Origin of the sequence: Pseudomonas fluorescens (assembly GCF_902497875.1) — a bacterium.
Lineage (GTDB): Bacteria > Pseudomonadota > Gammaproteobacteria > Pseudomonadales > Pseudomonadaceae > Aquipseudomonas > Aquipseudomonas fluorescens_BR.
The window spans coordinates 99,618-124,685 of the sequence record NZ_CABVHY010000011.1; the positions used below are offsets into that span (position 1 = coordinate 99,618).

The 25,068-nt window shown below is 55.3% G+C and carries 16 protein-coding genes and 1 pseudogene; 5 read left to right on the forward strand and 12 right to left on the reverse strand.

Annotated elements, in window-relative coordinates; genetic code table 11:
* Positions 1 to 16: 16 nt before the first annotated feature.
* The 4 genes from F8N85_RS13040 to F8N85_RS13055 all read right to left on the reverse strand — a co-directional run bounded on the left by F8N85_RS13040 (position 17) and on the right by F8N85_RS13055 (position 4,616).
* Positions 17 to 1,516 (reverse strand): glucosyltransferase domain-containing protein, encoded by a 1,500-nt coding sequence (locus tag F8N85_RS13040; protein ID WP_150804010.1) that lies wholly within the window; start codon positions 1,514 to 1,516, stop codon positions 17 to 19.
* Between the two features lie 28 nt (positions 1,517 to 1,544).
* Positions 1,545 to 2,498 (reverse strand): glycosyltransferase family 2 protein, encoded by a 954-nt coding sequence (locus F8N85_RS13045; protein ID WP_150804011.1) that lies wholly within the window; start codon positions 2,496 to 2,498, stop codon positions 1,545 to 1,547.
* Positions 2,495 to 2,875, reverse strand: a complete 381-nt coding sequence (locus F8N85_RS13050) for a GtrA family protein (protein ID WP_318183218.1) — start codon at positions 2,873 to 2,875, stop codon at positions 2,495 to 2,497. Before F8N85_RS13050 ends, F8N85_RS13045 begins: the two co-directional genes overlap by 4 nt.
* A gap of 319 nt (positions 2,876 to 3,194) precedes the next feature.
* The gene (locus tag F8N85_RS13055) at positions 3,195 to 4,616 is read right to left on the reverse strand and encodes an amino acid permease (protein ID WP_150804012.1); all 1,422 of its coding nucleotides are present in this window, start codon (positions 4,614 to 4,616) and stop codon (positions 3,195 to 3,197) included.
* 631 nt (positions 4,617 to 5,247) lie between these two features.
* On the opposite strand from F8N85_RS13055, the pseudogene F8N85_RS13060 reads away from it, so the two are divergent.
* The 3 genes and pseudogenes from F8N85_RS13060 to F8N85_RS13070 form a co-directional block, all read left to right on the forward strand.
* A pseudogene (locus tag F8N85_RS13060) lies at positions 5,248 to 5,703 on the forward strand (REP-associated tyrosine transposase); the annotation flags it as partial.
* A gap of 315 nt (positions 5,704 to 6,018) precedes the next feature.
* Complete coding sequence (locus F8N85_RS13065; RefSeq protein WP_150804013.1) at positions 6,019 to 9,129, forward strand: transglycosylase domain-containing protein; 3,111 nt, start codon at positions 6,019 to 6,021, stop codon at positions 9,127 to 9,129.
* 265 nt (positions 9,130 to 9,394) lie between these two features.
* A complete protein-coding gene (locus F8N85_RS13070; RefSeq protein WP_150804014.1) occupies positions 9,395 to 14,521 on the forward strand; it encodes an NEL-type E3 ubiquitin ligase domain-containing protein in 5,127 nt (1,708 codons plus the stop codon).
* Positions 14,522 to 14,593: 72 nt separating this feature from the next.
* On the opposite strand, the gene F8N85_RS13075 is transcribed toward F8N85_RS13070, so the two are convergent.
* From F8N85_RS13075 to F8N85_RS13100, 6 genes are all read right to left on the reverse strand, one after another.
* A complete protein-coding gene (locus F8N85_RS13075) occupies positions 14,594 to 15,814 on the reverse strand; it encodes a hypothetical protein (protein WP_150804015.1) in 1,221 nt (406 codons plus the stop codon).
* A 111-nt stretch (positions 15,815 to 15,925) separates the two neighbouring features.
* Positions 15,926 to 17,182, reverse strand: a complete 1,257-nt coding sequence (locus F8N85_RS13080) for a hypothetical protein (RefSeq protein ID WP_224795683.1) — start codon at positions 17,180 to 17,182, stop codon at positions 15,926 to 15,928.
* Between the two features lie 56 nt (positions 17,183 to 17,238).
* Positions 17,239 to 17,727, reverse strand: coding sequence for a CS1 type fimbrial major subunit (locus F8N85_RS13085; RefSeq protein WP_150804016.1), 489 nt, complete (start codon positions 17,725 to 17,727; stop codon positions 17,239 to 17,241).
* A gap of 33 nt (positions 17,728 to 17,760) precedes the next feature.
* Positions 17,761 to 18,504 carry a molecular chaperone gene (locus tag F8N85_RS13090; protein ID WP_150804017.1) on the reverse strand — a complete coding sequence of 248 codons (744 nt, stop codon included), beginning with the start codon at positions 18,502 to 18,504 and terminating at the stop codon, positions 17,761 to 17,763.
* A gap of 38 nt (positions 18,505 to 18,542) precedes the next feature.
* Positions 18,543 to 21,065: a CS1-pili formation C-terminal domain-containing protein gene (locus F8N85_RS13095; protein WP_150804018.1), complete on the reverse strand. Its 2,523-nt coding sequence runs from the start codon at positions 21,063 to 21,065 to the stop codon at positions 18,543 to 18,545.
* Between the two features lie 106 nt (positions 21,066 to 21,171).
* On the reverse strand, positions 21,172 to 21,660 hold the full coding sequence (locus F8N85_RS13100; RefSeq protein ID WP_150804019.1) for a CS1 type fimbrial major subunit: 489 nt from the start codon (positions 21,658 to 21,660) through the stop codon (positions 21,172 to 21,174).
* Between the two features lie 592 nt (positions 21,661 to 22,252).
* Here F8N85_RS13100 and F8N85_RS13105 point away from each other — a divergent pair.
* Together F8N85_RS13105 and F8N85_RS13110 are read left to right on the forward strand one after the other, a co-directional pair.
* On the forward strand, positions 22,253 to 22,825 hold the full coding sequence (locus F8N85_RS13105; RefSeq protein WP_150804020.1) for a PadR family transcriptional regulator: 573 nt from the start codon (positions 22,253 to 22,255) through the stop codon (positions 22,823 to 22,825).
* Entirely contained in the window at positions 22,822 to 23,607 is a 786-nt protein-coding gene (locus F8N85_RS13110; protein ID WP_150804021.1) for a siderophore-interacting protein, read from the forward strand. Before F8N85_RS13105 ends, F8N85_RS13110 begins: the two co-directional genes overlap by 4 nt.
* A gap of 178 nt (positions 23,608 to 23,785) precedes the next feature.
* Here F8N85_RS13110 and F8N85_RS13115 read toward each other — a convergent pair whose 3' ends face one another.
* Both F8N85_RS13115 and F8N85_RS13120 read right to left on the reverse strand, forming a co-directional pair.
* Positions 23,786 to 24,451, reverse strand: coding sequence for a Pr6Pr family membrane protein (locus F8N85_RS13115; RefSeq protein WP_224795684.1), 666 nt, complete (start codon positions 24,449 to 24,451; stop codon positions 23,786 to 23,788).
* A gap of 9 nt (positions 24,452 to 24,460) precedes the next feature.
* Positions 24,461 to 24,691, reverse strand: coding sequence for a VF530 family DNA-binding protein (locus F8N85_RS13120; RefSeq protein WP_150804022.1), 231 nt, complete (start codon positions 24,689 to 24,691; stop codon positions 24,461 to 24,463).
* Between the last annotated feature and the right edge of the window lie 377 nt (positions 24,692 to 25,068).

A 25,068-nucleotide genomic window follows, 5' to 3' on the forward strand; every position in this document is an offset into this window, starting at 1 on the left:
GGGAAGTATACCTGGATCAATGCTTTTCGATACGAGGCGGCTCTTTCATCACGATAAAACCATAGTCCCCGACCAGGTAGATGTTATAGAACTTGCTATCCACCACCGGTGGATAGCCTCGATAACCTACCCGCGTCGCGTTTCGCCGTTCCTTTTCGGTGACCACGTTGGTAATGCCTACCCTGGGCAGATTCTCACACAGCATGAAAAAATCCACGTTGAGGATGTACGCCAAAACCGGTATCAATTCAAAGGAGCCTGGGGCTCCCGGCAGCCAGTGATCGGAATAGCTAATCGACATATATATTCGCTTGGCTTCGCGCAGTTGCCGATGGGAAGCGATGTCGTGCCCCAGGGAAAACAGCGCACTGGTGGCGAATTCTTTCTGCACAGTCAGAACACGCCCATAGGCATAGGACAGCGAAAGCATGCTCAGCAGTGGAACCGCCAGCAGCATACCCAGTCGCGGATGAATCGCCCCCAGCCATAGATGACCCAGATAAAACAAAAACACCAACAGCACCGCAAACCCCATCAAGGTTCTCGCGCCTTCATTGAAATCCCTGAATACCAGCGCGGCTCCCGAAACCAGCAGCACCAGCGCCGGCAGGGTCAGCAGACAGATCAAGCCGAGCACTATTTTTTTCGGGACACTGTCTTTTCGTTTCCGCACCGTCAACCCGACCCGCACAGCCCCGGCTGCGGCGCACAGCAGCACAGCCCATAGCAACCAGAAATTTGCTCCATGGAACAGCAGTGCAATTTTACTGGTCAGAAGCCTGACGCTGGCTTCAACCTGGACAACTCCATTCATCCCCCACTCCAGCAGCGCCAGACGATCCTGAATGATGAATGGATAAGCGAGCAAATAATAAACAAGCCCGCCTACCAGCAACTGTGCAAGCTTGCACTTGATCAACGAACACAACGAATCCCATGACGCCCCATCATTGACCCCTCTGATCAGCTCTATACAGCAAAGTCCCAAAAAGACATTGATGCTCAACTGATAAAGCCCCACTCCCAACGCTATCAACATTCCCGGTAGCAGTACTTGCAGTAGCACAGACTTCCCACGAAAGGTAATCGCGTAAATAACCGCCACCAGACTCAAGGTCATGGCGGGGCCATCATATTGATAGGACAGGTTCTGTAGAAAGAACGGGTTATACCAAAGGGGCAGCAGCACAAAACAGCATGAAACAGTCGGTTCCTTGTAGTAATGCATCGTCAGGCGGGTCAACGCCAGGGCGATGGCCAGCGTTGCAATTAACAGGGGCAATGGAAAAATATTGGGTGCGCCCGCGGAAAACGTCAACGCATTGTAGAACACCTCGGTAAACAATCGCCCCTGGTTTGCCCAAGCCATTCCGGCGGACAAAGATCGCCAGTTATCATCGATATAGTAGTGGTCTGCCAACACCAGAGGCACGACGTAGATAAAAGTCGCAAATAAAAACAGCAGCAGTACTTCACGCTCTATCAGCTTCTTGTCGAAAAACCTCGCCAGCCTCATGTCAACGCCCCTTTCTCAGCCCTGGACCTCACTGAGTTTTTTTTAGTCCCGCCCTGCTTTTGCCTCCGACAATATCTTTCACCACATACCTTGGCCGATGTTTTGATTCAATGTAAATCCGCCCGATATATTCTCCCAGGATGCCGATTCCAATCAGCTGCACACCACCCAAAAACAGAATGGCAGTCATCAACGACGGATAACCCGGCACACTGTTACCAAAGAAAATCTTGTCCAACACCATATAAATCGCATACAGGATCGAAAACAACGAAATCAGGCTACCGACATACGTCCATAAGCGCAGCGGCACGGTACTGAAGGAGGTAATACCTTCAAGCGCCAGATTCCACAGTTTCCAGCCATTGAACTTGCTCTTCCCGGCCACGCGTACAGCCCGTTCATAGTCAATGACCACGGTATTGAATCCGGCCCACGACAGAACGCCCTTCATAAATAGCTGATGTTCCGGGAGCGTGCGGATGACATCCACGACCTTGCGGTCCATCAACCGGAAGTCGCCGACATTTTCTTCGATCCGGGTGTAGGCAATTCTATTCAGCAGGTGATAGAACAGCGCCGCGCCATGCCGTTTCAGGTAGCTATCGGCGGTGCGGTCACGGCGTTTGGCGAGGACCACATCAGCCCCGTTCCGCCATTCCTGGATCAACCGGGGAATCACGCTGATCGGGTCCTGCAAATCGACATCCATCGGAATGACCGCATCACCACTGGCATGCTCGAGCCCGGCAAACAACGCCGGTTCCTTGCCGAAGTTGCGTGAGAAATTGATCACCAGCACATCGTCATCGGCCAATGCCAGGGCCTTGGCCTGCTCAGCGGTCTGGTCGGAACTGCCGTCATTGACGAAAACGATCTCGACGTCGCAAGCATCAAGCGACAATTGCTGACGGACCGCCTGATAAAACAGGTTGATCGCCTGTTCCTCATTGAACACCGGAACGATCAGCGAGACTTTCACGTCTCCCGCTCCCGAAAAATGAAATACTTCGAGTAAAAGAAACCACAGACCAGACTGATAGCCGAGAAGACCGTCACGGTGATCAGCCCATGCAGCCGCAATCGATCCGCCGCGTAACCCACACCCAGGCTCAACAGGCCCATGAACCCGACAAATAGTAGATAACGCGAACCGGTAGCCTTGAGTTTGAAGGTGTAGCGCGCATTGGCATAAAAGGAGAAGGAAGCCGCCATCCCAAAGGCCGCAAGATTACCCGGCGCCTGACGAAAGCCCATGAGCGCGTGCAGGACAAAAAACGTCGACCCGTGAATCAATGTATTAACCAGGCCGACCGACACAAATCTGGAAAAACCGTGAAACACAGGTTTTATACCCATGGCGCTTACTTCCGGCCTGTCTGCTGATGCCTATCCAATTGAATACAATAATTAATACATCTCCACTCGAACAGCATCCTCTCGTTCGAAGTAGACATCACTGACGCACCGTTCCTTGCGAACACTGCTGCGGTTTTCAGACCGGGTGGGCTATATGCACGCTAGCACCCTTGATCCACTTGTCTAATTTCAGGTCTGCGAACAGACCGGTGGCAAAAAACGCCGGAATCAAAAGATCGCTGGCTGCGATCTTTTGATCTTGAAAACGCAAAAGCCCCGATCATCCGACCGGGGCTTTTGCTTTTCCAGCGCTACACCATTACGAAGCTGAACGCACCGCGCCTTGCACGGCATTGGTCGGTTGCAGCTTGAACGCGTAGAACACCACCGTCAGCAGCACCAGGAATGCCGGGCCGACATACAGGGCGATGCGGGTGTCCGGGAAGTAAGCCATCAGGCCCACCACCAGCGCCAGGAATGCCAGTGCCAGGTACGAGCTCACCGGGAACAGCCACATGCGGTACTTGAGTCCTGCACGTTCAGCCGGGCTCAGGCCGTTGCGGAACTTGAGCTGGGCCAGCAGGATCATTGCCCAGGTCCAGATCGCGCCGAAGGTGGCGATGGCGGTGACCCAGATGAAGACCTTCTCAGGCACCAGGTAGTTGAGCAACACGCCCAGCAGCAGTGCAGCAATCGACAGCAGCAAGGCGCGACGCGGCACGCCGTTGCTCGAGGTCGTGGCGAAGCCCGCCGGTGCCTGGCCGTTCTGCGCCAGGCTGTAGAGCATGCGACCGGTACTGAAGATGCCGCCGTTGCAGGACGACAGTGCCGCTGTGATCACCACGAAGTTGATGATGCCGGCGGCCGTCTTGATACCCAGGCGCTCGAAGGTCATCACGAACGGGCTGCCTTGGGTGCCGATTTCATTCCACGGGTAGATCGACAGGATCACGAACAGCGCGCCGACGTAGAACAGCAGGATGCGCCAGAACACCGAGCCGATGGCGTTCGGAATGGTCTTCTGCGGGTTCTTCGCTTCACCGGCGGTCAGGCCGATCATTTCGACGCCCAGGTAGGCGAACATCACCATTTGCAGGGACATCAACACGCCCTGCACGCCATTGGGCATGAAACCGCCGTGGCTCCACAGGTTGGCTATCCCCAGTGCCACGCCGTCGTTACCGAAGCCGAAGGCAATCACGCCGATACCGCCGACGACCATCGCGATGATGGTGACGATCTTGATCAGGGCGAACCAGAACTCGAACTCACCAAAGGCCTTGACCGCGATCAGGTTGATCGAGCCCATGCTCACCAGGGCCGCCAGCGCCCAGATCCAGCGCGGCACGTCGGGGAACCAGACGCCCATGTACACCGCCACCGCGGTAATTTCCGCGACGCAGGTCACCAGCCACAGGAACCAGTAGTTCCAGCCAGTGAGGAAGCCCGCCAACGGGCCGAGGTAGTCTTGCGCATAGCGGCTGAAGGAACCGGCTACCGGGTTATGCACGGCCATCTCGCCGAGGGCGCGCATGATCACCAGAATCGCCAGGCCGCCGATGATGTAGGACAGCATGATTGCCGGGCCAGCCATTTCGATGGCCTTGGCCGAGCCGAGGAACAGGCCGACACCGATACAGGCGCCGAGGGCCATCAAGCGAATATGCCGTTCGCCGAGTTCGCGTTTGAGCGGGCCGCCTTGAGCGGTCTCGCCTTGGGGCAAGTGGTTGCCAACTGGCATAGGGATACAACCTCATCTTATTATTGGATATGAACCACCGAGCATTCAACGTACAGACGGATAGCCGGTACGTGCTCAACCGGGCCGACCTTGTGGGTCGGCCAGTCCTGTAGGACAAAACCTACGAGATCAGCGGGGCGTGCAGTATAAAAAGCTCCGGATAGGGCTTTTCACTATATAAACGACTAGATTCAGCCAGAACTCGCGGTAAAAGCGCTTCTCACGGAGGGGCATTACCTGGGTTTCGAGCATTATCCCACCTTGAAAACGGCGCGAAGTATCGCACAGCAATGGTGCATCGTCATGTCCCTGGCTGTGCTGTATTTTCCACTGGATGGCTCTACTTCAATACTTTCAGACAGGCAGCGCTAATTCCTGTGGCGAGGGGGCTTGCCCCCGCCGACCGGTCCGCGCTCGGGCGCAGCAGTCGTAAAATCGGTGAATGTGGTTTGCCTGATACAACGTCTTCGCAGTTTTTAGGGCCGCTACGCGCCCCAGCGGGGGCAAGCCCCCTCGCCCCAATGAATTTCTCGCAGTTTTTGAAATATCCACACACCAGTCCGAACGTCAGCCCGGGCTTTGGGCTGCTAGCGTCAATTTACAAACCTATCCACTTCAAGGAAGCAACGGATTGCCTTCCAGACCAAACTCACACCGCCTACGCGTCGGCCGATACTCAGAACAAGGTCGGGCTTATCTGATCACCATCGTCGTTCACAACCGCCGGTCACTATTTTCCGATTGGCGGGTTGGGCGTCTGCTCGTCGCTGAACTGAAACATGCACACGACCAGGGCTGGGTCGACTCAATGGCCTGGGTGGTCATGCCGGATCACCTGCATTGGTTGTTTCAGCTGAGGGAAGGGACTCTGGCGCAGGTTATCGCAGGCACTAAGTCACGCAGCGCCTTGGCCGTCAACAGAGCAACGACCAACCAAGGGTCTTTGTGGCAAAGCGGATATCACGACAGAGCAGTGCGCGATGGCCAAGATCTGCGCCACATGGCCCGCTACATCGTCGCTAATCCCTTACGCGCAGGGCTGGTAAAGAAAATTGGCGACTATCCACTCTGGGATGCTTGCTGGCTGGGACAGCCCCGCACATTCCCGAGCCAAGACTCAAACCTGTGGCGAGGGGGCTTGCCCCCGCTCGGTTGCGCAGCAGCCGCAAAACCTGCATCCGCGGTTGGTCTGAAAGAAACGTATCAATCCGATTGGGACCGCTACGCGCTCCAGCGGGGGCAAGCCCCTTCGCCACCAATTACCCTCGTTCCTGGTATTCGTGCCAACCTGCAGGCCTTTGTCAAAAGACTACAGGCATCCTTCACAAATTTTTCACCGACCCCAACCACGGTCTAAGCTTCAAACAAGTCAGATCAATCTGCGTGAATGGATCAATTGACTATGGGCGCTTTGCGACAAACCGATTCGAGTACAACTGCAGTGCCTACCGATAATGTGGATGAAGCGCCTTTACCAAAAAAACCTCGAATTCGCCGGTATTGGTGGCGAATGTTCTGGTTGCTGTTGCTGATCACCTTGATTGCGCTGGGTTTCGCCGCAGCCAAGGAGATGCGCACCTCGAAATTGCAGGCCCGCGAGCTCAGCAGATTCGCCGCGTCCTTGAGTTACTCGATGCAGCCGGGCCCCAGCGACTCGATTTTCTATCCGGGCACCGGTCCGTTCGATAAACGCCTGGGCTACAGCTCCCTGGGTGAGTTCCTGCCACGGTTGATCAAACGCGATTACCTGATTCAGTCACAAACGCGCTTTTCCGAGGATTTGCTCGACTACAGCGAAAAAGGCTTTTTCGTGCCCTATGCGGAGAAAATCCAGGCTGGATTGTCGATCACTGATTGCCGCGCTGCGCCGTTGTACCAGTACCACTACCCACAACAGCTGTATTCGAGTTTTGCGGCAATCCCGCCACTGGTGGTGCACAGCCTGCTGTTTATCGAAAACCGTGAACTGCTCGACCCGCAACAGCCTTTGGCCAACCCCGCGGTGGATTGGCCGCGTTTTGGCATGGCGGCATGGTCGCAAGTGGCAAAACTGCTTCATCTGCCCGGACAGACGGCGGGTGGCAGCACCCTGGCCACCCAGCTTGAAAAGTATCGTCACTCACCCGATGGCCTGACGGTTTCCGGCGCCGAAAAGATCCGCCAGATGATTTCCGCCAGCGTGCGAGCCTACCAGGATGGCCCGCAAACCCTGGAGGCGAGGCAAAATATCGTCCGCGATTACCTCAACAGCGTGCCGCTGTCAGCGGTACCGGGCCATGGTGAAGTGCATGGCATGGCCGAGGGCCTGCGGGTCTGGTACGGCGCGGATTTCAATCAGGTCAACGAACACCTGGCCAGTACCGCCAATGACCCGCAAAGCCTGGCAAAACGTGGGTTGGCCTTGCGTGAGGTGTTGTCGCTGATGATCGCCCAGCGTCGGCCTTCGTATTATCTGACGCGGGGCCACAACGACCTGGCGCAGCTCACCGACAGCCACATTCGGTTGCTGGCGCAGAACAACGTGATCGATCCAGCCTTGTCCGCCGCGGCCCTGGCCAGCAAAGTGACGTACCGCGACTGGCAGCAACAACCGACCATCCAGCCGATCGAAACCAACAAAGGCATCAGTGTTGCCCGCAGTCGACTGGCCGGGCTGCTCAATCGCCCGCTCTATGATCTGGACCGCCTCGACCTGTCGGCCACCAGTACCTTGCAAGGCGAATTGCAAACCCAGGCCACCCAATACCTCAAGCGTCTGGCCGATCCGGCGTACGCCGCCGAAATCGGTCTGATCGGCGAACGCTTGCTGACGCCCACCAGCACCACCCAAGTGCGTTACAGCTTCACCCTCTTCGAACTGACTCCGGACGGTTCGCGGGTCCGGGTACAGACCGACAGCACCGATCAACCCTTTGATATCAACGAAGGCAGCAAGCTTGAGCTGGGTTCCACTGCCAAGTTGCGGGTGCTGACGACTTACCTGCAAATCATCGCGGAACTGCATGAGCGCTACGCCGCGCAGCCCGCGGCGGTACTGAAAAAAACCGAGATCGCCGACCAGGACCGACTCACCCTCTGGGCAGTTGATTACCTGATCCAAAACAAAGACCGCAGCCTGCCGAAAATGCTCGCCGCGGCCCTGGATCGCAAATACTCGGCAAGCCCCGGCGAAGCCTTTTTCACCGGTGGCGGACTGCACACATTCAACAACTTTCGCAAGGAAGACAACGGCCGCATGCCGACCTTGCGCGACGCCATACGCGAGTCGCTCAACCTGCCATTCATCCGGTTGATGCGTGATCTGGTGCGTTACACCACTTACTCGGGGCCCAATAACAGCGCCCTGTTGCTCAAGGACGATGGCCAGCCGCGGCGCCAGGAATACCTGGCCAGGTTCGCCGACCACGAGGGCACCTCGTTCCTCTTGCGGTTCTGGAAGAAGTATCAGAAAAAGGACACCCAGGCCCGCCTCGACACCTTCCTCGACGGCATGCGCCCGACGCCGATCCGTCTCGCCGCCGTGCACCGCTACCTGCTGCCGGATGCCAGTCAGGAGAGCTTCAACAGCTTCGTGCGCTCGCACCTCAAAGGCATGAAGCTCAACGAAAAACTCACCGATGAACGCCTGGAAAGGCTCTATCTGAGTTATGGCCCGGGTAGCTACGACCTACCCGACCAGGGCTTCATCGCCAAGGTCCACCCGCTGGATCTGTGGATGATCGGCTATTTGCTCAACAACCCCGATGCCAAGTTCAGCCAGATTGTCAAAGCCAGTGAATTCGAGCGCCAGGAAGTCTATAGCTGGCTGTTCAAAAGCCGCCACAAGGGCGCCCGCGACAGCCGTATCCGGACCATGCTGGAAATCGAAGCCTTCCTCGACATTCACCAGCGCTGGCAGAAAGTCGGCTATCCGTTCGACCACTTGGTGCCATCCCTGGCCACGGCCATCGGCAGCTCCGGCGATCGCCCCGCCGCGCTGGCCGAACTGATCGGCACCATCCTCAATGACGGCGTGCGCATGCCGACCCTGCGCATCGACAGCCTGCACTTCGCCGCTGGCACACCCTACGAAACCCGGCTGATCAACGATCCGGACAAAGGCAAACGAGTGATGCCTTCAGAGGTGGCGGCGGCAATGCGCGAAGCCCTGTCGCAAGTAGTGGATGCCGGCACCGCCAAGCGGCTCGCCGGCAGTTTCAAACTGCCAGACGGTACTCCGTTGGCCATGGGTGGCAAGACCGGTACCGGTGACAACCGCATCGAAGCCGTCGGTTCTGGCGGGCGGATTCTCAGCTCTAAATCGATCAACCGTACCGCGACCTTTGTGTTCTACATCGGCGACCATCACTTCGGTACGCTGACCGCTTTCGTTCCGGGTCGCACCGCCGAGGCCTTCAAATTCACCTCCGCTTTGCCGGTGCAGGTGCTCAAGGGCATGGCACCGATTCTTACACCGTATTTACAACCAGGGAGCAACACCTTGTGTGAGCCCGTTGAAGTATCGCGTCTATAAAATTTTTAGACGAAGCGGTATTTAAATATTGTTCCGACTCTAAGTGTCAGCGCTTTATAGGTACGCCTCATTATTTGCCCCTGATAGTCAGACGCTTGCTTTGAACGCCGCTCGACCACCAAGGTGGTAATTAATTACTATTGAATCCTTATTATTAAAAGCTTTTCAAGAATATTCAGCCGACTCACAACAATTTTTTGGTTTTTTTATTACCCCCTTACTGAGTAAGCTGAGAGCTCCTAAAACTGCTTAAAGGAAATTTGCAGTGTCTGAATCTCAAGGAACCAGCCCCGCGCCATTCACGCCCTACGAAAAGGGCATCAATTTTGAAACCATCAAGAACGCCATTCCAACGTGCCATATACAAGCCTCACCCGAAAGGCGGGCGGCACTGAAAGAAACAAAACCGGTGATTCCAGAATGGTACAACGCGGCTTCACAAGAGCAGAAAAAACAGTTAAAAGAAAACAGCGAACTCCTTTGCAAAGCGCAAAACGAGCAAGACAAACTATTCAGCAAGTTAAAAAGCATCGAGAATTTCTCTAAAAATCTGCTGCTGCCAGAACTAAAAAAACTCGACAACAAACTTGATGCTGACGACACGTGGCTGCGACTTTATACTCCAAAGAACCTCGGTATATTTGGATTGAAAAGCGGCGCCTTCCAGGTCAAAACGCTCTCATTGCTAAACGCCGCCCTGCATAACTTTGAAGAGGCCGAAACTAAAGAAAACCTCTATGACGACAGCTCCCGATTTATTACCAAACCGGACAACAATGGGCATTTCGAGCGTTTCTCGACCTCCGTCAAAATCGAGGAAGTGATACGTTTATGCCGAACGCTGGACATAGGCGGAAACTACCAGGAATACATAAAAAAATTTTTACGCCCCGACAGTTCGGTGGAGCAAGCGCTTCTGCACCATAGAGTTACCACTTATCAAAAAGAAGCGCTGAAAACGGCGTCGTACCTTGCCCTGTTAAAAAAAGACATCGATCAGGACGATTACAACCTCTTGATGAGAGTGGTCAGTGGCGAGCAAAACATCATGGACGGTGAAAAGCCTTTGTCCTACAGGAGTCTGAGTGTCATGGGCCTGCGCTTGTCCGGATGCATGCTTTTCATGCCCTGCGTCAAGCACCACTATCACCAGGGATACCTGATCGCCTGGATTCCCGATGACCCTGAACATCCAATAAAAAAATATGCCTCTTTCGCCGATTTTCAACGAGAGCTGACCCGACAGTTCATGTCCCGCCCGGCAGGAAGCTCCGAGGAACACACCGATTACCAACGCTTTTTCAGTCGATTCGTTGCCCAACGAGACAAACCCTATTACTTCCAGCGCTTCACCGAAAAAGTTACGGATGGCCCGGAAGAATCTTTTACTAGCCAGTGGCGGCGTCATGAACTGGTGCGGCTTGCCGAAAGCCTGTTATTGCCCTCATCTATTGCGCCGGCTCCGGATCGTGGAACGAGGCAAGACCCCAGCGAGGCCCCTCACTTCTACATCATTGACATCAACATGCACGGAAAAGGGCAGTGGGAAGATTTCGACCTCTGGCCCGTGCTTCTCGACGACAAGCTGGATAAATTAATCAAGGATGCCCGGATCATCGCCGTTCCCACCGCCGATGAAGATGCCAAGACCCGATCGAATCGATGGGCAAACTACCTGAACATCGGTTTCATCGCTGTCGGTGCATTGGCATTGGTCGTACCGGGGCTGGGTGAAGTCATGTTGGTCACCCTGGCAGGCCAGTTGTTATATGAGGTACTCGAGGGCGTTGTGGAGCTGAGTGAGGGCGACAAGGAAGCGGGTTGGGCGCACATCACCGATGTCATCGAAAACCTTGCGACAGCGGTCGCGCTGGCCCCGGTATTCCACTACACGGTTTCGCCTTTTATCGAAGGCCTGAAGTCCGTCAACTTACCCGGTGGCAAGACCAAATTATGGAAACCTGATCTTGAACCTTACCAGTACAAAGGTACATTGCCGGAAAACGCTGTTGCGGATAAATCGGGACTGTACCAACACGATGGCAAAACGATTCTGTCGCTAGGACAAAAACGCTACGAGGTCAAAAAAAACCCGCAAACGAACAAACAGACCATCCAGCATCCCGTTCGACTTGACGCCTACGAACCCGAGCTCATCGATAACGGCGCCGGGACATACGTAATTGAAGGCGAAGAGCCAAGGGCCTGGGACGATGTGACGTTGATGCGTCGCCTCGGGCCGCTCGTCAAGGACTATAGTGACCTCCAGTGTGAAGACATCCGCAAGATCAGTGGCACGGGTCGAGGTGAACTGCGCAGGATGTACGTCGAAAACGACCTGCCTCCCCCCTTGCTGGCCGACACTTTCAAGCGATTTTCTATCGATCAGGATATTCAGCGGTTCATTCATCAGATGAACAGTGATGAATCCAGGGTCTACGCAAAAGCCGATCCGAAAACCCAGCTCCACATCATGACCCGCTACGGCATGTGGCCGGATACCGTATCAATGCGAGTGATCGGCAGTCGGGCGCAGACGATTTGGGAATATGCCGCCCCGAACGTGCCGCCGAACAAAAAGCTGGTCGTACAGATCCATGATCAACAGATAAACAACGGAGAATTGCTGAAAACCGTTATGGAAACCCTGGACGCGAATGGCACGTCCATCATCCTCGACCAGGCGCCTGGTACTCCACGCGAACCTATTGAGGTGCGTACCAAAAAACTGCGCAAGCGCATTGTCAGCGTCGCCGAAAGCAAAAGAGTCGATCTTTTCAACGACGATTATGCCAGCCAGGAAGAGCTCGGCGATAAACCGACAGAACTGATCAAACGTCGTTATTCCGGCCTCCCCACGCAAGGGATTAAAAAACTGCTCACCAGCGCCAAACAGTCGGAACTGAAAATCATGACCGACGAAGACCGCCTGCCCTTGCGCCTGAAGAACACCGCCCGCGAACTGCAATTCGAGGCGCGCACAACCAGGGCCTATGAGGGCTTTTATCGGGACTCACTATTGACCCCCGATACCGAACGGCTGGCGCTCAACGCCTTGCGGATATATACCGATTCGCTGGCTGATCTGCGCATCGAAATCCGCGAGAACACCTACGACGGTAACCTGAGCGTCAGCGCTGGCCCGCAGGAGGCATCCACAGTCAGGATATTGGTCAAGGACAAGCAACTCACGTACGAGGTGCGTGACAGCGAAAACAAAAAGCTGCATAAGGCCGACGACCTCTACCAGTCGATCCTGCGAGCACTGCCTGATGACAAACGCGCAGCACTGGGCTACCAGGTTGGCGAAGGGGGGAAATTCAAGCAATGGCTCATGGTAAAAACCGAACCGCCTACCGAGCGCCGGACGATTCTTGCAGAACCGCCCATCCGCCGTACCCCTGATCGGGAAACACTCATCCTGCTACGTGGCCCCAGCCTTTCCAGAGCGGGAATGTCTCTGGAAGAGAAAGTTCAGGATCTGTACCCCCATTTGAGCGAACGCGAGGTAAATACCTTCATTCAATCATTACGCGCCGAAGGCGAACCGCTTCAGGCAATCGATCGACTTGAACAGGAGCTCGACGAACTGCGCGTGACGCTCAACAAGTGGCGATACCAACAGCCTGAATTCTGGGGCCCTGATCCTCAAGGGTTTGTAAATGGCGGCGGACAACACATTGCCAATCAGCTCATAAAGTGTTTCGAAAGAAAGGCGAAAGTATTCGGCGAGCGCAGTACAACCCTCGAAGGTGGCTATGCACTGGACCTGTCAACCGAGTTCAGGCAGTACAACCTCGAACTCTGGTGGAAAAAACTACCGGAGATCAGCAAGTACCTCGACCAGATCAGTGTCCTCAATCTGGACAACACGGGTTTTACCGCAGACGCCACAGGCCTGTTGAAAAAATTCCCCCACTTGCGCCAACTGAGTGCACGTAACTGTGAACTGACACGCCTGCCCGAAGGCATCGGCAGGATGCGTCTGCTTGAAGTCCTGCGCCTGACCGATAACCGGATTCAGTTGACAGCCGCCGACGTTGAGCAACTAAGAAACCTGACCCGTCTGGAAACCCTGAGGCTGGATGACAACCCATTAGGGGCTCTTGTGAATGTCGCACGCATGCCTGGACTGAGCGTGTTGAGCTTAAGCAATACCGGCATAAACACTTGGCCGTTGGGCATCTTTAGCAAACCCCGGCCTCGAGGGTTGTTTCTCGATTTGCAGCGCAATCCAATCTCCGAAATTCCCGAGGTTGTCCTTCGCTCGGATGATGCATTCATCGTGGCGCGCACTCGCCTCAGCGCGTCGGACCTCTCGGATGCGAACCGGGTAATTTACCAGGGCTACAGAAGGTCTGTCGGAATAAGCCCCGAGCAGATCTATGATCCCGTCAACCAATCCGCGATCGATAAATGGCGCATACCCGATGACTCTCAATGGTGGAGCAAACCATCTGGACTAGAGGTCTTCAGGAAGGAAGCTTGGTCCGACCTGAGAGCCGAGCCTACCTCCGATGGTTTCTTTAAGGTACTCGACAAGCTGACAACCTCCGCTGATTACAAGGCCGGAGGTCAATCGCGCCAACAGCTGTCCGCACGAGTATGGCGAATGATCGATGCCATCGACCTCGATACCGCCTTGCGTGAGGATCTGTTTACCATGGCCACCTCTCCCGCTACCTGCGCCGATGCAGGTGCCCAGCTCTTCAACACTATGGGAATCAAAGTACTCGCATCGGAGGCTTACTCTCTTTCGACCTCGGCCGCCTCCCTTGAGAAAAAGCTGGTAACCCTGGCAAAAGGCTCCGCGCGCCTGGAGCGGGTGAATGACATCGCACGTGCCGATCTCGAAGCTCGAGGGGGAACGCCTGATGAGGTTGAGGTGTACCTGGCCTACCAGACCGGGCTTGCTCAACGCCTGGATTTGCCCTGGCAGTCCGACCAAATGCTCTTCCAGGCAGTGTCAGGCGTTGAGAAAAGCAGCATCGATCAAGCCTTCGACACGATTATTTCGTTCGAGGAAGGCGACGGACTAGTGAATAAAATGATCGAGCAGCCGTTCTGGAACAAGTATTTGCTTGATACCCACCCTACCGAATTCAAGAACAATGCGCTGCTCTACGAGGGCAAGTCCGGACTGCTGGATGAATTGCGCCGGGCACAAAACGCCTGGGCAGATTCCAAAGATCTGCCGGAGGCGCAAAGAAACCCGCTGAAAGAGCAGTTGAAGGACCTGGCAGACAAACTTTCCGTCCCGCAAAGCGTGGTCTTCACGGATGAAGCAATGACCGAAGAGGTCTATGGACGGTTGTACAACGACCTTGGTTACGATGAGCAGGAGCTGAGCAGAAGGCTGACCCGTGCAGCATTGAAAAAAGCCGGGCTCTGAGGGCCATGATGTACGCCTGATCACCATTTGAAACGGCCCTGAGAACTGAACTCTCAGGGCCTCAGGGCAGGGTTAAACTTCCGAATCCCAGATAACCGTGATATTCCCCGCGAACGCGCGACCTTTAGCGTTCTGTATCAGCCAACTGACATCCTTTTGGGGCACTTCAAAATGCAGCGTTCCCGGCGTGCGGTCTACTGAAAAGCCAGGCTGGAATGGCCCTGCTGCATCCCGGCCCAACAGGACACGACTAACCGGTTGCCCGTGGCTATCGGTCAAACCATTGGGCAGGCTGACGTAGACATTAACCAGCCCTCCATATCCTGACACTGGATCGGCTATCCCACAGCCTTCACTCAGGTCGTTCTGGCATTCCAGCTTCATTTTGAAGCGTGTCGAAGCCGAGATAGTGAACGTTTGATCCCTGAACAAGCGCACGGGTTTACGTCCTTGCTGCAACCAGGCTTGCCAGCCACCCTGGGGAATCAGTTCGATCCTGTGCCCTCCAGGTGGGATGTCGACCTTGAATATGTGTTGAACATGCAAGTTGAAATCGAGCGTGATCAGCGCATCGTCGGGCAGCATGACGTCACCCATGTCGAAATCCTGACCGGGTCCTACGGTGTAACTGATAGCGCCTGAATAAAGGCCCGCCGACATGGTCAACGGGTTGGGTGTGCGAAGCTCATAAGAAAAATCCATATGATCATAAGAAATGCCCGGGATCAGATAACTCGATCGCTTGGAACAATGGTTTTCGACCGGCGTTTTCCAGAAAAAACCATAATATTGGTGATGGTAGTAACCTACTCCGACGGACAAACAAGGCGCGGGGGCATTTACCCAGTCACTGAGGCCCCCACCCCACAACTTACGGTGTGCTTCACCCGCGTTCTCGGCCCCACCAACAATATTTATCGCGGTGTCACTCAGGGTGTATTCACTACCGAAACCGGCGATGCGTATCTCGACCACTTCGTGCTCCCCGGTTGCCAGATTCCTGACAGTCAGCGCTCGCCAATTGGCGGGTACTTTGAACGTCGGCCCTTGTCGTTCGCCATGGTTGGGCTGTATGGCGGTCCTTGAAACAAAACGAATGGGCAGGCGAAGGCTGAAAACGTTGTCTCTCTTGCAGAGTTCAGGATACTTCGCGCAATACCCGCTCACCGGCGTCTGATTGACAAACTTGTTCTCCTGTGGATTTGCAGGATCAGGCTTGAATACGGCAGTAATTTCCTGAGTGACCGCCGCGACCGAACCTACATATAAGCAACACATCAGCCCAGCACTCATTAAACCGACAATCTTTCTTCCATATTGCCGTATACACTTCATATAAAATCTCTTGCGTTAATGTGTTTAACCCTCAAAACAGAAGTTTTCTAGCTTGACGGAAACGGGCTGTTAAACTTCCGAATCCCAGATAACCGTAATATTCCCCATAAACGCACGACCTTTAGCATTCAGTATCAGCCAACTGACATCCTTTGGGGGCATTTCAAAGTGCAGCGTTCCCGGTGCGCGATCTACGTAAAAACCCGGTTGGAATGGCCCTGTTGCATCCCGGCTTAACAGGACACGACTAACCGGTTGCCCGCTGCTATCGGTCAAACCATTGGGCAGGCTGACGTAGACATTGACCAGCCCTCCATATCCCGACACTGGATCGGCTATCCCACAGCCTTCACTCAGGTCGATCTGGCATTCCAGGATCATCTTGAACCGCGATGAGGCTGATATATTGAATGTTTGATCCCGGAACAAGCGAACGGGTTTGCGTCCTTGCTGCAGCCAGGCTTGCCAGCCGCCCTGGGGAATCAGTTCGATCCTGTGCCCTCCAGGCGGGATGTCGACCTTGAGCGTATGTTGAACATCCAGTTTGAAATCGAGGGTAATGACCGAGTCGTTCGGCAGCATCATATCGCCCATGTCAAAGTCCAGACCGGGCCCTACTTTGTAATTGAGCGTGCCGGTATAGGTGCCTGACGACATGCCCAAGGGGTTAGGCGTGCGAAGCTCGTAGGCAAAATCCAGGTAGGTGTAAGACATGCCCGGAATAAGATATCTAGCTGGTTTTTCACAGCTACTCTCGATGGGTGTCTTCCAAAAGAACATGTATGTACTGTCGCCGTAGAAGCCTACACCACTGTAGAGACATGGCGCTGGCGCATAGACCCAACTTGACCCGCCCCATAGCTGCTGATGCCCCACGACGGCACTCGGAGCTCCCCCGACAAGATTGGCTGCCGTATCACTGAGTACATATTCAGAGCCTAAACCGACGATGCGTACTTCAACACTTTCTTCCTCATTAGTTGCCAGATTTCGCACTGACAACGCTCTCCAGCTTGCCGGTACTTTAAAGGTCGCCCCCTGACGTGGACCATGATTGGGCTGGATAGCGCTTCGGGCCTCAAATCGAATCGGCAGCCGAATGCTGAACATATTCTGGTTCCGGCATTCCCCCGGATAGCTCGCGCAATATCCACTTTCCGGCGTCTGATTGATGAAGGTGTTCTGGTGCGGTTTTGCAGGATCCGGCCTGAATACGGCACTGATTTCCTGCGTGACCGCCCCGACCGAGCCCAGGTACAACCCACTGGCTAACCAGACAATCGTAAAAGCGATTATCTTTTTTATATACTGCTGTATGAACTTCATCTAAATCCTCCGGGCACGATCATTCAGCGCCGTGAATCGTCTTGCGCGCAGAGAGCTCAGCCCTCGGGATTCTGGGCTTCAAACATCATATGAACAGTTCCGTAGTAACTACCTGGCAGATAACCTCCGGTCGGTATGAGCGCCGCAATCTCCAACATCACTTTGCGGCCCGACTTGGCATCCGTCGCCGAGACAACCGGTGCATTAACCAGCGTCAGTTTCATGTTGTTGAACATGACATTTAAATCAATCCTGTCTCTGCCGTTATAAATATAGGGTTCAGCCTCAAGGCGAGCCGAGATTCCGCCGTTAGCATTTTTGACATCGAAATGTTTGCGCAACGGGCGCAGTTCGGAAGCCACCAGATCCCACGTCAGTTTTTGTTCACGCCCCATCCAGCCGGGGTCCGTGGGCAACACGTAGAACTCGTGGTTTGGAATAGTCACGGACACTTCGAAGGTTTCACGTTCTTGAGCCGCGAACGCAAAAGAACCGGCCCATGAAACGCTGAGCAGTGAAACCGCGAAGATTAATTGTTTGAGCATGTTGATCACCTGTTGCGTTGCGCCTGCTCGCCGTTATCGGCTGACCACTTTCACGGTCTTTTTCTTCTCACCTTCGACCACTTCAAAGCGATACTCGCGGCCCGGCTGTTTATCGAACTGGAAGCTTCGGCCGGCCAGGATGTGATGTTTGAGGGTGGGCTGACACTCATTTTCGTTCTTGAGCGAACAGTCCTTGAACTCATCGATCACCACGACACTGTTGCCGTTATTGCGCAGTTCATATCGATTCGCTGCATCGTCGATTTTGCTGTCGAAGCGGGTATTTGTGGGTCGCACGAAGAACACCGTGCCATAGCCCGCGAGCACGTTGACCCCTGCCGACAACTCCTTTTTGTACTGATCGCGCTCCTCGTTCGACACTGCGAACTCGTCCTCCGTTTCCGGTACGACCGGCACGAAACGCACTCGGAAGTACCGTTCGCGGTCGCGCTCACCCATGTACAGCAAGCGTGTGCCCTGCATACCGTTGGCCGGTACGATCAGCCGCGCCGGACTCGCCATCAACCCATCGCGAGCGGTGGCGTCGGTTTGAGCCTTGATCGGCACTTCGCGAGAAGTCCCGTCGCCGTCATAGAGAATCTCAAAAATATTCACTTTGACGAATGCAGTGGAATCACCACCGTTGAATACCCGTTTCAAATAGGTACTTTTATCGCCATCCAGGTAGTCATACACCACCCCGACATTAATCTGCGGCCCGGCCTGAGCCATCAGTGCATGCAGAGATAAACCCACCACTGCCAACAAACGCTTCATCGTTTCAAACCTCATTGATTAAATACCGCCAGCGCGCTTCAACCCGACTTTTCAGTGTTGTAGGCCGCCTCCGCCAAGGTATCGGGCGTACAACGCAAATCACCGATCATCAGGACATTGTTCTCGACGCGCTGACGAGACGGGTCAAGCCTGAACTGGCACAACAATTGGCTGCCGGAACGCACTTCAAGGGTCGGTGAGCCGGCGTTCATTTCCATGGAGAAGAAGCCATCGACCTCACTGACCCCACGGCTGGCGTGGTTGATGATGTGATGGCCCTTGAGGGGTTGGCCTTGGGGATCGAGCAGACGGCCGAGCACCGTCAAGGTTTTGCTGATGGTGATCTTGCGGTAGTCCACGCCCCCCTTGTTCAGGTGATAGCGGGTGCGCGCCGGCTGAATACTGGCCGTCGGCACATGGTTGCCCTCGAAGTCGAAACTCACCGAACTGCTCCTGTAAGCGGTGATCGGGACAAAGTTGCGCCCAGGGCGCAAGATCGCGCTCCCCCCGCTCAAGTCGTCGGCACGCAAGGTAATGTCTTCGATATCGGACTCGACATCGATGATCATCCCGGCCCCGCGGCCTTGATGCTGGCTGGTCATGACCATCTTGCGGGCGCCCACCGCGATCGTGCTGTCCAGGTTCAAACCGCCAGTGAAGTTGCCATTGAACGATGAGCGCTGAACGAAGGCGTCGCCATTGATTGCAGTAGTGCTGAAGGTCGCCATGCTCGACAAACCGACGCCATAAGTGTCGGTGATTGCGGTGGCCGAGACGCTTTGCAGTACGTGATCCTGCAAATCCTTGCGGTAAGTGAGCGACGCATTGTTGTCACGACCGCCATCTCGGGCGGTACGCGAGCCGATACTGCCGGAGATCTGTTGTCCCGGCGGCCCCAACGCCAGACTGACACTCAGGTCCACCCCGCGATTGCGGCTGTTTCCCGAACTGAAGCTGCCCGGACGGTCGAACACTGCCAGCCGCCAATTGGCATCATTGCCAAACAGCTCGCTACGTCGGGCCCACCCCAGGTCAAGGCCCACACCCTCGGTATTGCCCTCGCTGTGAGAGACGCGGGCATTGAGTGAGTTTCTGTTGTCGAGCCGATGGTTAAGCGACAGCGACGAGTTGCTGGTCTGACCGATGAACACATTGCGCTGGCGAATGCGGGTACCGTCGGGCAGGGTGTCGTAGATCTTGCGGGTGTCCAGCCAGCTGCGGTTGTGACTGATCACGACGCTGCCGTGGCCGTAGCTGTAAAGCCCTTGGACATCGAGGCCCGTGCCGTGGTCTTCGGTTTGATAGACATTGGCGTAAATGCTGGCGCTGTTGACAATTGCCCAGTCGATCGAGGTGCCGTACTGCATGCTGTCCCGGACCTGGCGGCCCGACAGGCCAAGAATCACTCGCGGGTGCAATAAAAAATTGAATGCAGCGCCAGCCGTCATATCACCCGCGGCTTGTTCTTCCCAATTGCTGAGCAGCTTTGTCTCGCGCCCGGCAAACAAGTTGTAGCGCCAGCGTTCATCGTGGTTGCGCCAGTTGTTTGGTTTGTAGACCAGCTCTTGCGTGGTGGAGGTGGTTTGACCGTCTTCGATCAACCGCACTTCCACTTCGTAGATACCGCCAGGCAATGGACGTGTATCGAGCGTTTGCAGACCGGCCGGCACGGCTTGGGTATTGATCAATAGACCGTTACGGTAAATCTCCACCGAAGCCTGACGGTTAGCCGTGACATAGATCGGATAAACCGCGGGTTTGGGGTAGTTGATGGCCAGGCTGTCGGAGCTGCCATACATCGCGCCCAACGTTGTGTCAGGGCTTGCACCGAACGAGCGTGGCTGACGACTCAGGCCCTCGGATGTCGGTGTGAAATAGCCCAGGCGCAGAAAGTTGCCTTCCAGTTCGCGCTGGGTGTAGAGCTCATGCACGGCATGGTAAAGCTGGTCATCCGGGCCGCCGAGGCGGGCCAGTTGCAGATTGACCGCCTGGGTCCAGTTGCCCAGGCTACTGCTGGCTTCCAGACCATAACGCCCCCCCAGATTCTGATCCTGGCCACCATTGAGGTTCAACAGATTGCGCACGATCAAGCCACTGCTGCCGCCTTCCGGCTGGGCGTAGAATCGTTGTTCTTCGGTGTTACGCTCCGCATTTTCAGTGAGGATCGACACCTGGGAATTCTCGAGGCTGTAATGCACCGCCAGCATCTGCTCGGGGCAGTTTTTTTCGCAGGCACCCAATGCCGCGCCTTGTTGAAGATACATTGACCAGATTTCACGCTCGCTGGCCTTGATGTTGCTATCGCTGACATCGGTGAAGTCAACGAGGGTGATGCGATCATCGCGAGATAACACGACCATTGCCTCACCGAGAAACTGTTGGTCAAGTTCCACGCGCACGGCCAAAGGTACATCGAAGAAGTGTTCTTCGAACTCAGCCGGCAACCCCTTGGCTTGAGCGAGCAAACTTCGGGGTGTATCGCCACGATCAGTGGGCGCAGCCAAAGCGGTCGCGCACATGAGCAGTGCAAGCGCCGCCGCGATGGGAGTCATCGGGAACATGAACGGAATACTCTGAAGATGACAATCTTTGAACCCGGCCGACAGATAACAGCGCCCGTCGGCCGGTGAACATCATTAAGCAAGGAACAACTTACTTAATAACCGCTTATGGAGCGACGCGAGGGATAGCGTCAAAAACCACAACAGGTGTCGCGGTATACAAACCGTTTTGACCGCCAGCAGGGTCTGCAGCGCTAATCACCAAACGGGCTTTCATTGGCATGTTGGACTCGGCATCGCCGACGACTTCCGCCGAAGAACCCGTCAACACTTTACCGTTGAACGTATAGGTCAAGGCGATGGTGTTGGCTCCGTTGAACAGCGGCTGCGGGCCACCTTCAACATAGGCGGCTACCGAGCCATTAGTATGCTGCACGTCGTAGTCGGCCTCCAGGGTGGTCAGTTTGTTTGACCCGAGGATGAGCGACATTTTTTCGTCTTTACCGAAGTTTGGATTAGTGGGCTGTGCGTGGAACACCGTGCTCGGAATGTTTGCGCTGATGTTGATTGCGCTACGGGATTCTTCAGCAAAAGCCGTCGAAGCGCTCAGGGCTAGAATTGCGAAGGGGGCAGCGATTGCGATTTTTTTGAACATTGTGGATACCTGTCATTTGAAAGGGTCGGACCGTTGAAAGTTTTTGATCAGCCGTGACGCGCCCTTCCGTTGTAGAAAGGTGCTGGCACGTCACTATTTCTTAATTGCCATAACGGCTATTTAGTTCAACTTTCAACGCCAGGCCATGATCGACCAAACCCCAATCAAAGTAAGCAGGCAACGTCCGGAACATGCGTAGTTAACTCACCTCGCAACGACAGTGAAAAAACCAGAAAAAACCAGAAAATAGATGATTAACCGTAAGTACCGGATGACAGACAGATTAAATCAAAACGCATGACAGATCAGTTCCTCCCTGCAACTTCCGTAAGACTAATACCACGAACCTTATAAATAAAGGCCGAACTCGATACATTAGAGAGTTAACACTAAATCATTCTCTTTTGAATATGAATAAATAAGAAGTTTTAGCGATCGACAATTGTTCGACAATCGAACAATTTCCAAACCTGATGGATCCGCCAGCTCCCGGCACCGGGGTTGCATTCGCCTGCACCGCTGGTCCTGCCCTCTTGCTTTTTCATTAAGATATATCTTAAGTTATATCTAAACCCGACGAGAGAGAAAAAAAATGAGAGAGCATCATCCCCATCGAGAGCAGGGTGACGGCCGCGACGGCTTCGAAAAACGCCCCGGTCGTGAGCGCGGCGGCCGTGGCCCGCGAGTCTTCGCCCCGGGTGATCTGAAATTACTGCTGCTGGCGCTGATCGCCGAACAGCCGTGTCATGGCTACGACCTGATCCGCCAGATCGAAGGTATGTTCGACGGCGCCTACAGCCCCAGCCCCGGAGTGATTTACCCGACCCTGACCTTCCTCGAAGAAAGCGAGTTGATCCAGGGCGACGCTGAAGGCGGAAAAAAACGTTACAGCCTGACCGATGCCGGTCGTCTGTCCTTAAGCGAGCAAGCAATAGCCCTGGACGGCGTGCGCACGCGCATCGATGTCAGCAAGCGCTCATTGCGTGGCTATGACCGTCCGGCGGAGGTCCACGAGGCCGTGCACAACCTGCGGCATGCCCTGCAACTGCATCACGGACGCTGGAGCCCGGAAGAAATCCTCCGGGTGCGCGACCTGCTGAACAACACCGCCAAAGCCATCGTCGACGGCCCTGCCGTTCAACCTGCGCCGGAGACAGTCGAATGACCACCGTTACCGTGCAAACGATTCACCGTGTCAGCCATGAGATCAAACGTCGTCGCCTGCAAGTGCTGCGAGTCGTCGATCTGACCCCGCGCATGCGCAGGATTACCCTCGGTGGGCCGGAACTGGCCGGGTTCGTCAGCCTGGGCAGCGATGACCATGTGAAGTTGCTGTTCCCGCAGACGCCTGAAGAACATGCCGCGCTGGAAACCCTGGTGCTCGGCGCCGGCAAAGACGGCGGCCCGATGCCCGCCATGCGCGACTACACCCCGCGACGCTACGACCTGCAAACCCTTGAGCTGGACATCGACTTCGTGCTGCACGGCGACGGTCCTGCGGCGACCTGGGCTGAACAGGCCAAACCAGGGCAATACCTGCACATCGGCGGGCCACGCGGCTCGATGGTGGTGCCGGACATCTTCGACAGCTACCTGCTGATCGGCGACGAAACCGCCCTGCCCGCCATCGCCCGCCGCCTGGAAGGCCTGGGCGCCAATCGCCGCGCACGGGTGGTGGTCGAAGTGGAAAACGCCGCCGAACGGCAAACGCTGGAAAGCGCTGCTCAAGTCGAGGTGATCTGGGTACTGCGCGAAGGCGGCACTGAGGACTTGTTGAGCACCGTGCAGCAGCTGCAAATGCCGAGCGGCGAGTTGTATGCCTGGGTGGCGACTGAAGCCAAGGTGTCCCGGCAGATTCGTCGAGTGCTGCTCGATGAGCACCAGCTCAATGAAGCATTCGTTAAAGCCGTTGGGTATTGGCGGTTGGAGGGGGGTGAGGAGGAGTGATTCACCCTCACTGGAGAGCGAACTTTTGTGGCGAGGGGGCTTGCCCCCGTTGGGTCGCGTAGCGGCCCCAAAGCCAGCCAGCCGCGGTGTTCCTGACAAAACACACAGGTTTTGGGAGTGCTTCGCACTCCAGCGGGGGCAAGCCCCCTCGCCACAGCAAGCTCCCTCGCCACAACATTCAATCTGCGCTGGAGCGCCGTCCCCGCCACCGATCCACCCCAACCACCACCAACGAAATCAACACCAACCCGACCAGTATCCCCGCGGCGTTGATAAACACCTGTGGATAACCCAGGCGGGCAACATCGATAAAGGGGTACGGGTACTGCCCCAGCGATTGCCCTCGCATCAGCGCATAGGCGAAGTACACCAACGGGTAGATTACCCACAAGGCGATATGCCTGAGACGCAACGTCCCCTTCGGCACACAGAGCCACCAATAGCCAAAAAACAACAGCGGCATCACGTCGTGCAGCAACTCATCGGCGAGAAACTGCCAGCCTTGCGGATGCCATAAATGCCGCAGCAACAGGCTGTAGGCCAGCCCGACCAGTGTGATACTCGCCGCTATCCCACTGCTGACCCATGGCTGCAGAAAAAAATCCCGGGCCTTCGATACCTGCGGGTTCAGCTCATAGGTCAGTACCACGGCAACCAGAGTGTTGCTGAGCACGGTAAAGAAGCTGAAAAAACTCACCAGGCCACCCAGCAGACTGGCTTCGACACTCCAGCGACCATAGAGAATCAGATACAGCTGAATGCTCAATCCCGCCCAGCCAAGGACCGCGGCCGTCGCAATAAAACTCCGCATCGTGCGTGAGTAGGTAGCCTGCTCGGCGTGCATCCTGGTGTCCTAGATCGGACGTTTGGTGCGTTGCAGCTTTACGTACAAGCCTTCGACTTTCTCACGAGCCCAAGGGGTTTTACGCAGGAAGGTCAGGCTCGACTTGATGCTTGGATCACTCTTGAAGCAGCGAATATCAATGCGCTCGGCCAGCCCCGACCATTCATAGTGTTCAACCAGCGCGGTGAGGATCTGTTCCAGGGTCACGCCGTGCAGCGGGTCGTTGTTCGGTGCGGTCATGCCAGGCCTTTGAGCGAAGAAGGAAAAGGAAGCCGCGCACCTTAGCCGATGTGCTAGACGGTTAACTATAGGTGAACCAGAAAAGATCGCAGCCTGCGGCAGCTCCTACGGATTGCGTTCACATATAGATAACGGATGTACCCGATCCCCGGATTGCGTTCACACATTGATAACGGATGTACCCGGTCTGTGTAGGAGCTGTCGCAGGCTGCGATCTTTTGACTGTTACCAAATCCGAAATGATCCATGTCAATAAAAGCGCTTTCTCTCTCGTCGGCAGCGCTTTATCCTTCCAACCCTTGATGCTGAATCGCTTCATCTTCCTTTTTTAAATCAGCGGCATGCCGTTCTCGAATCGAGAGCGAGCAGCTTCTATT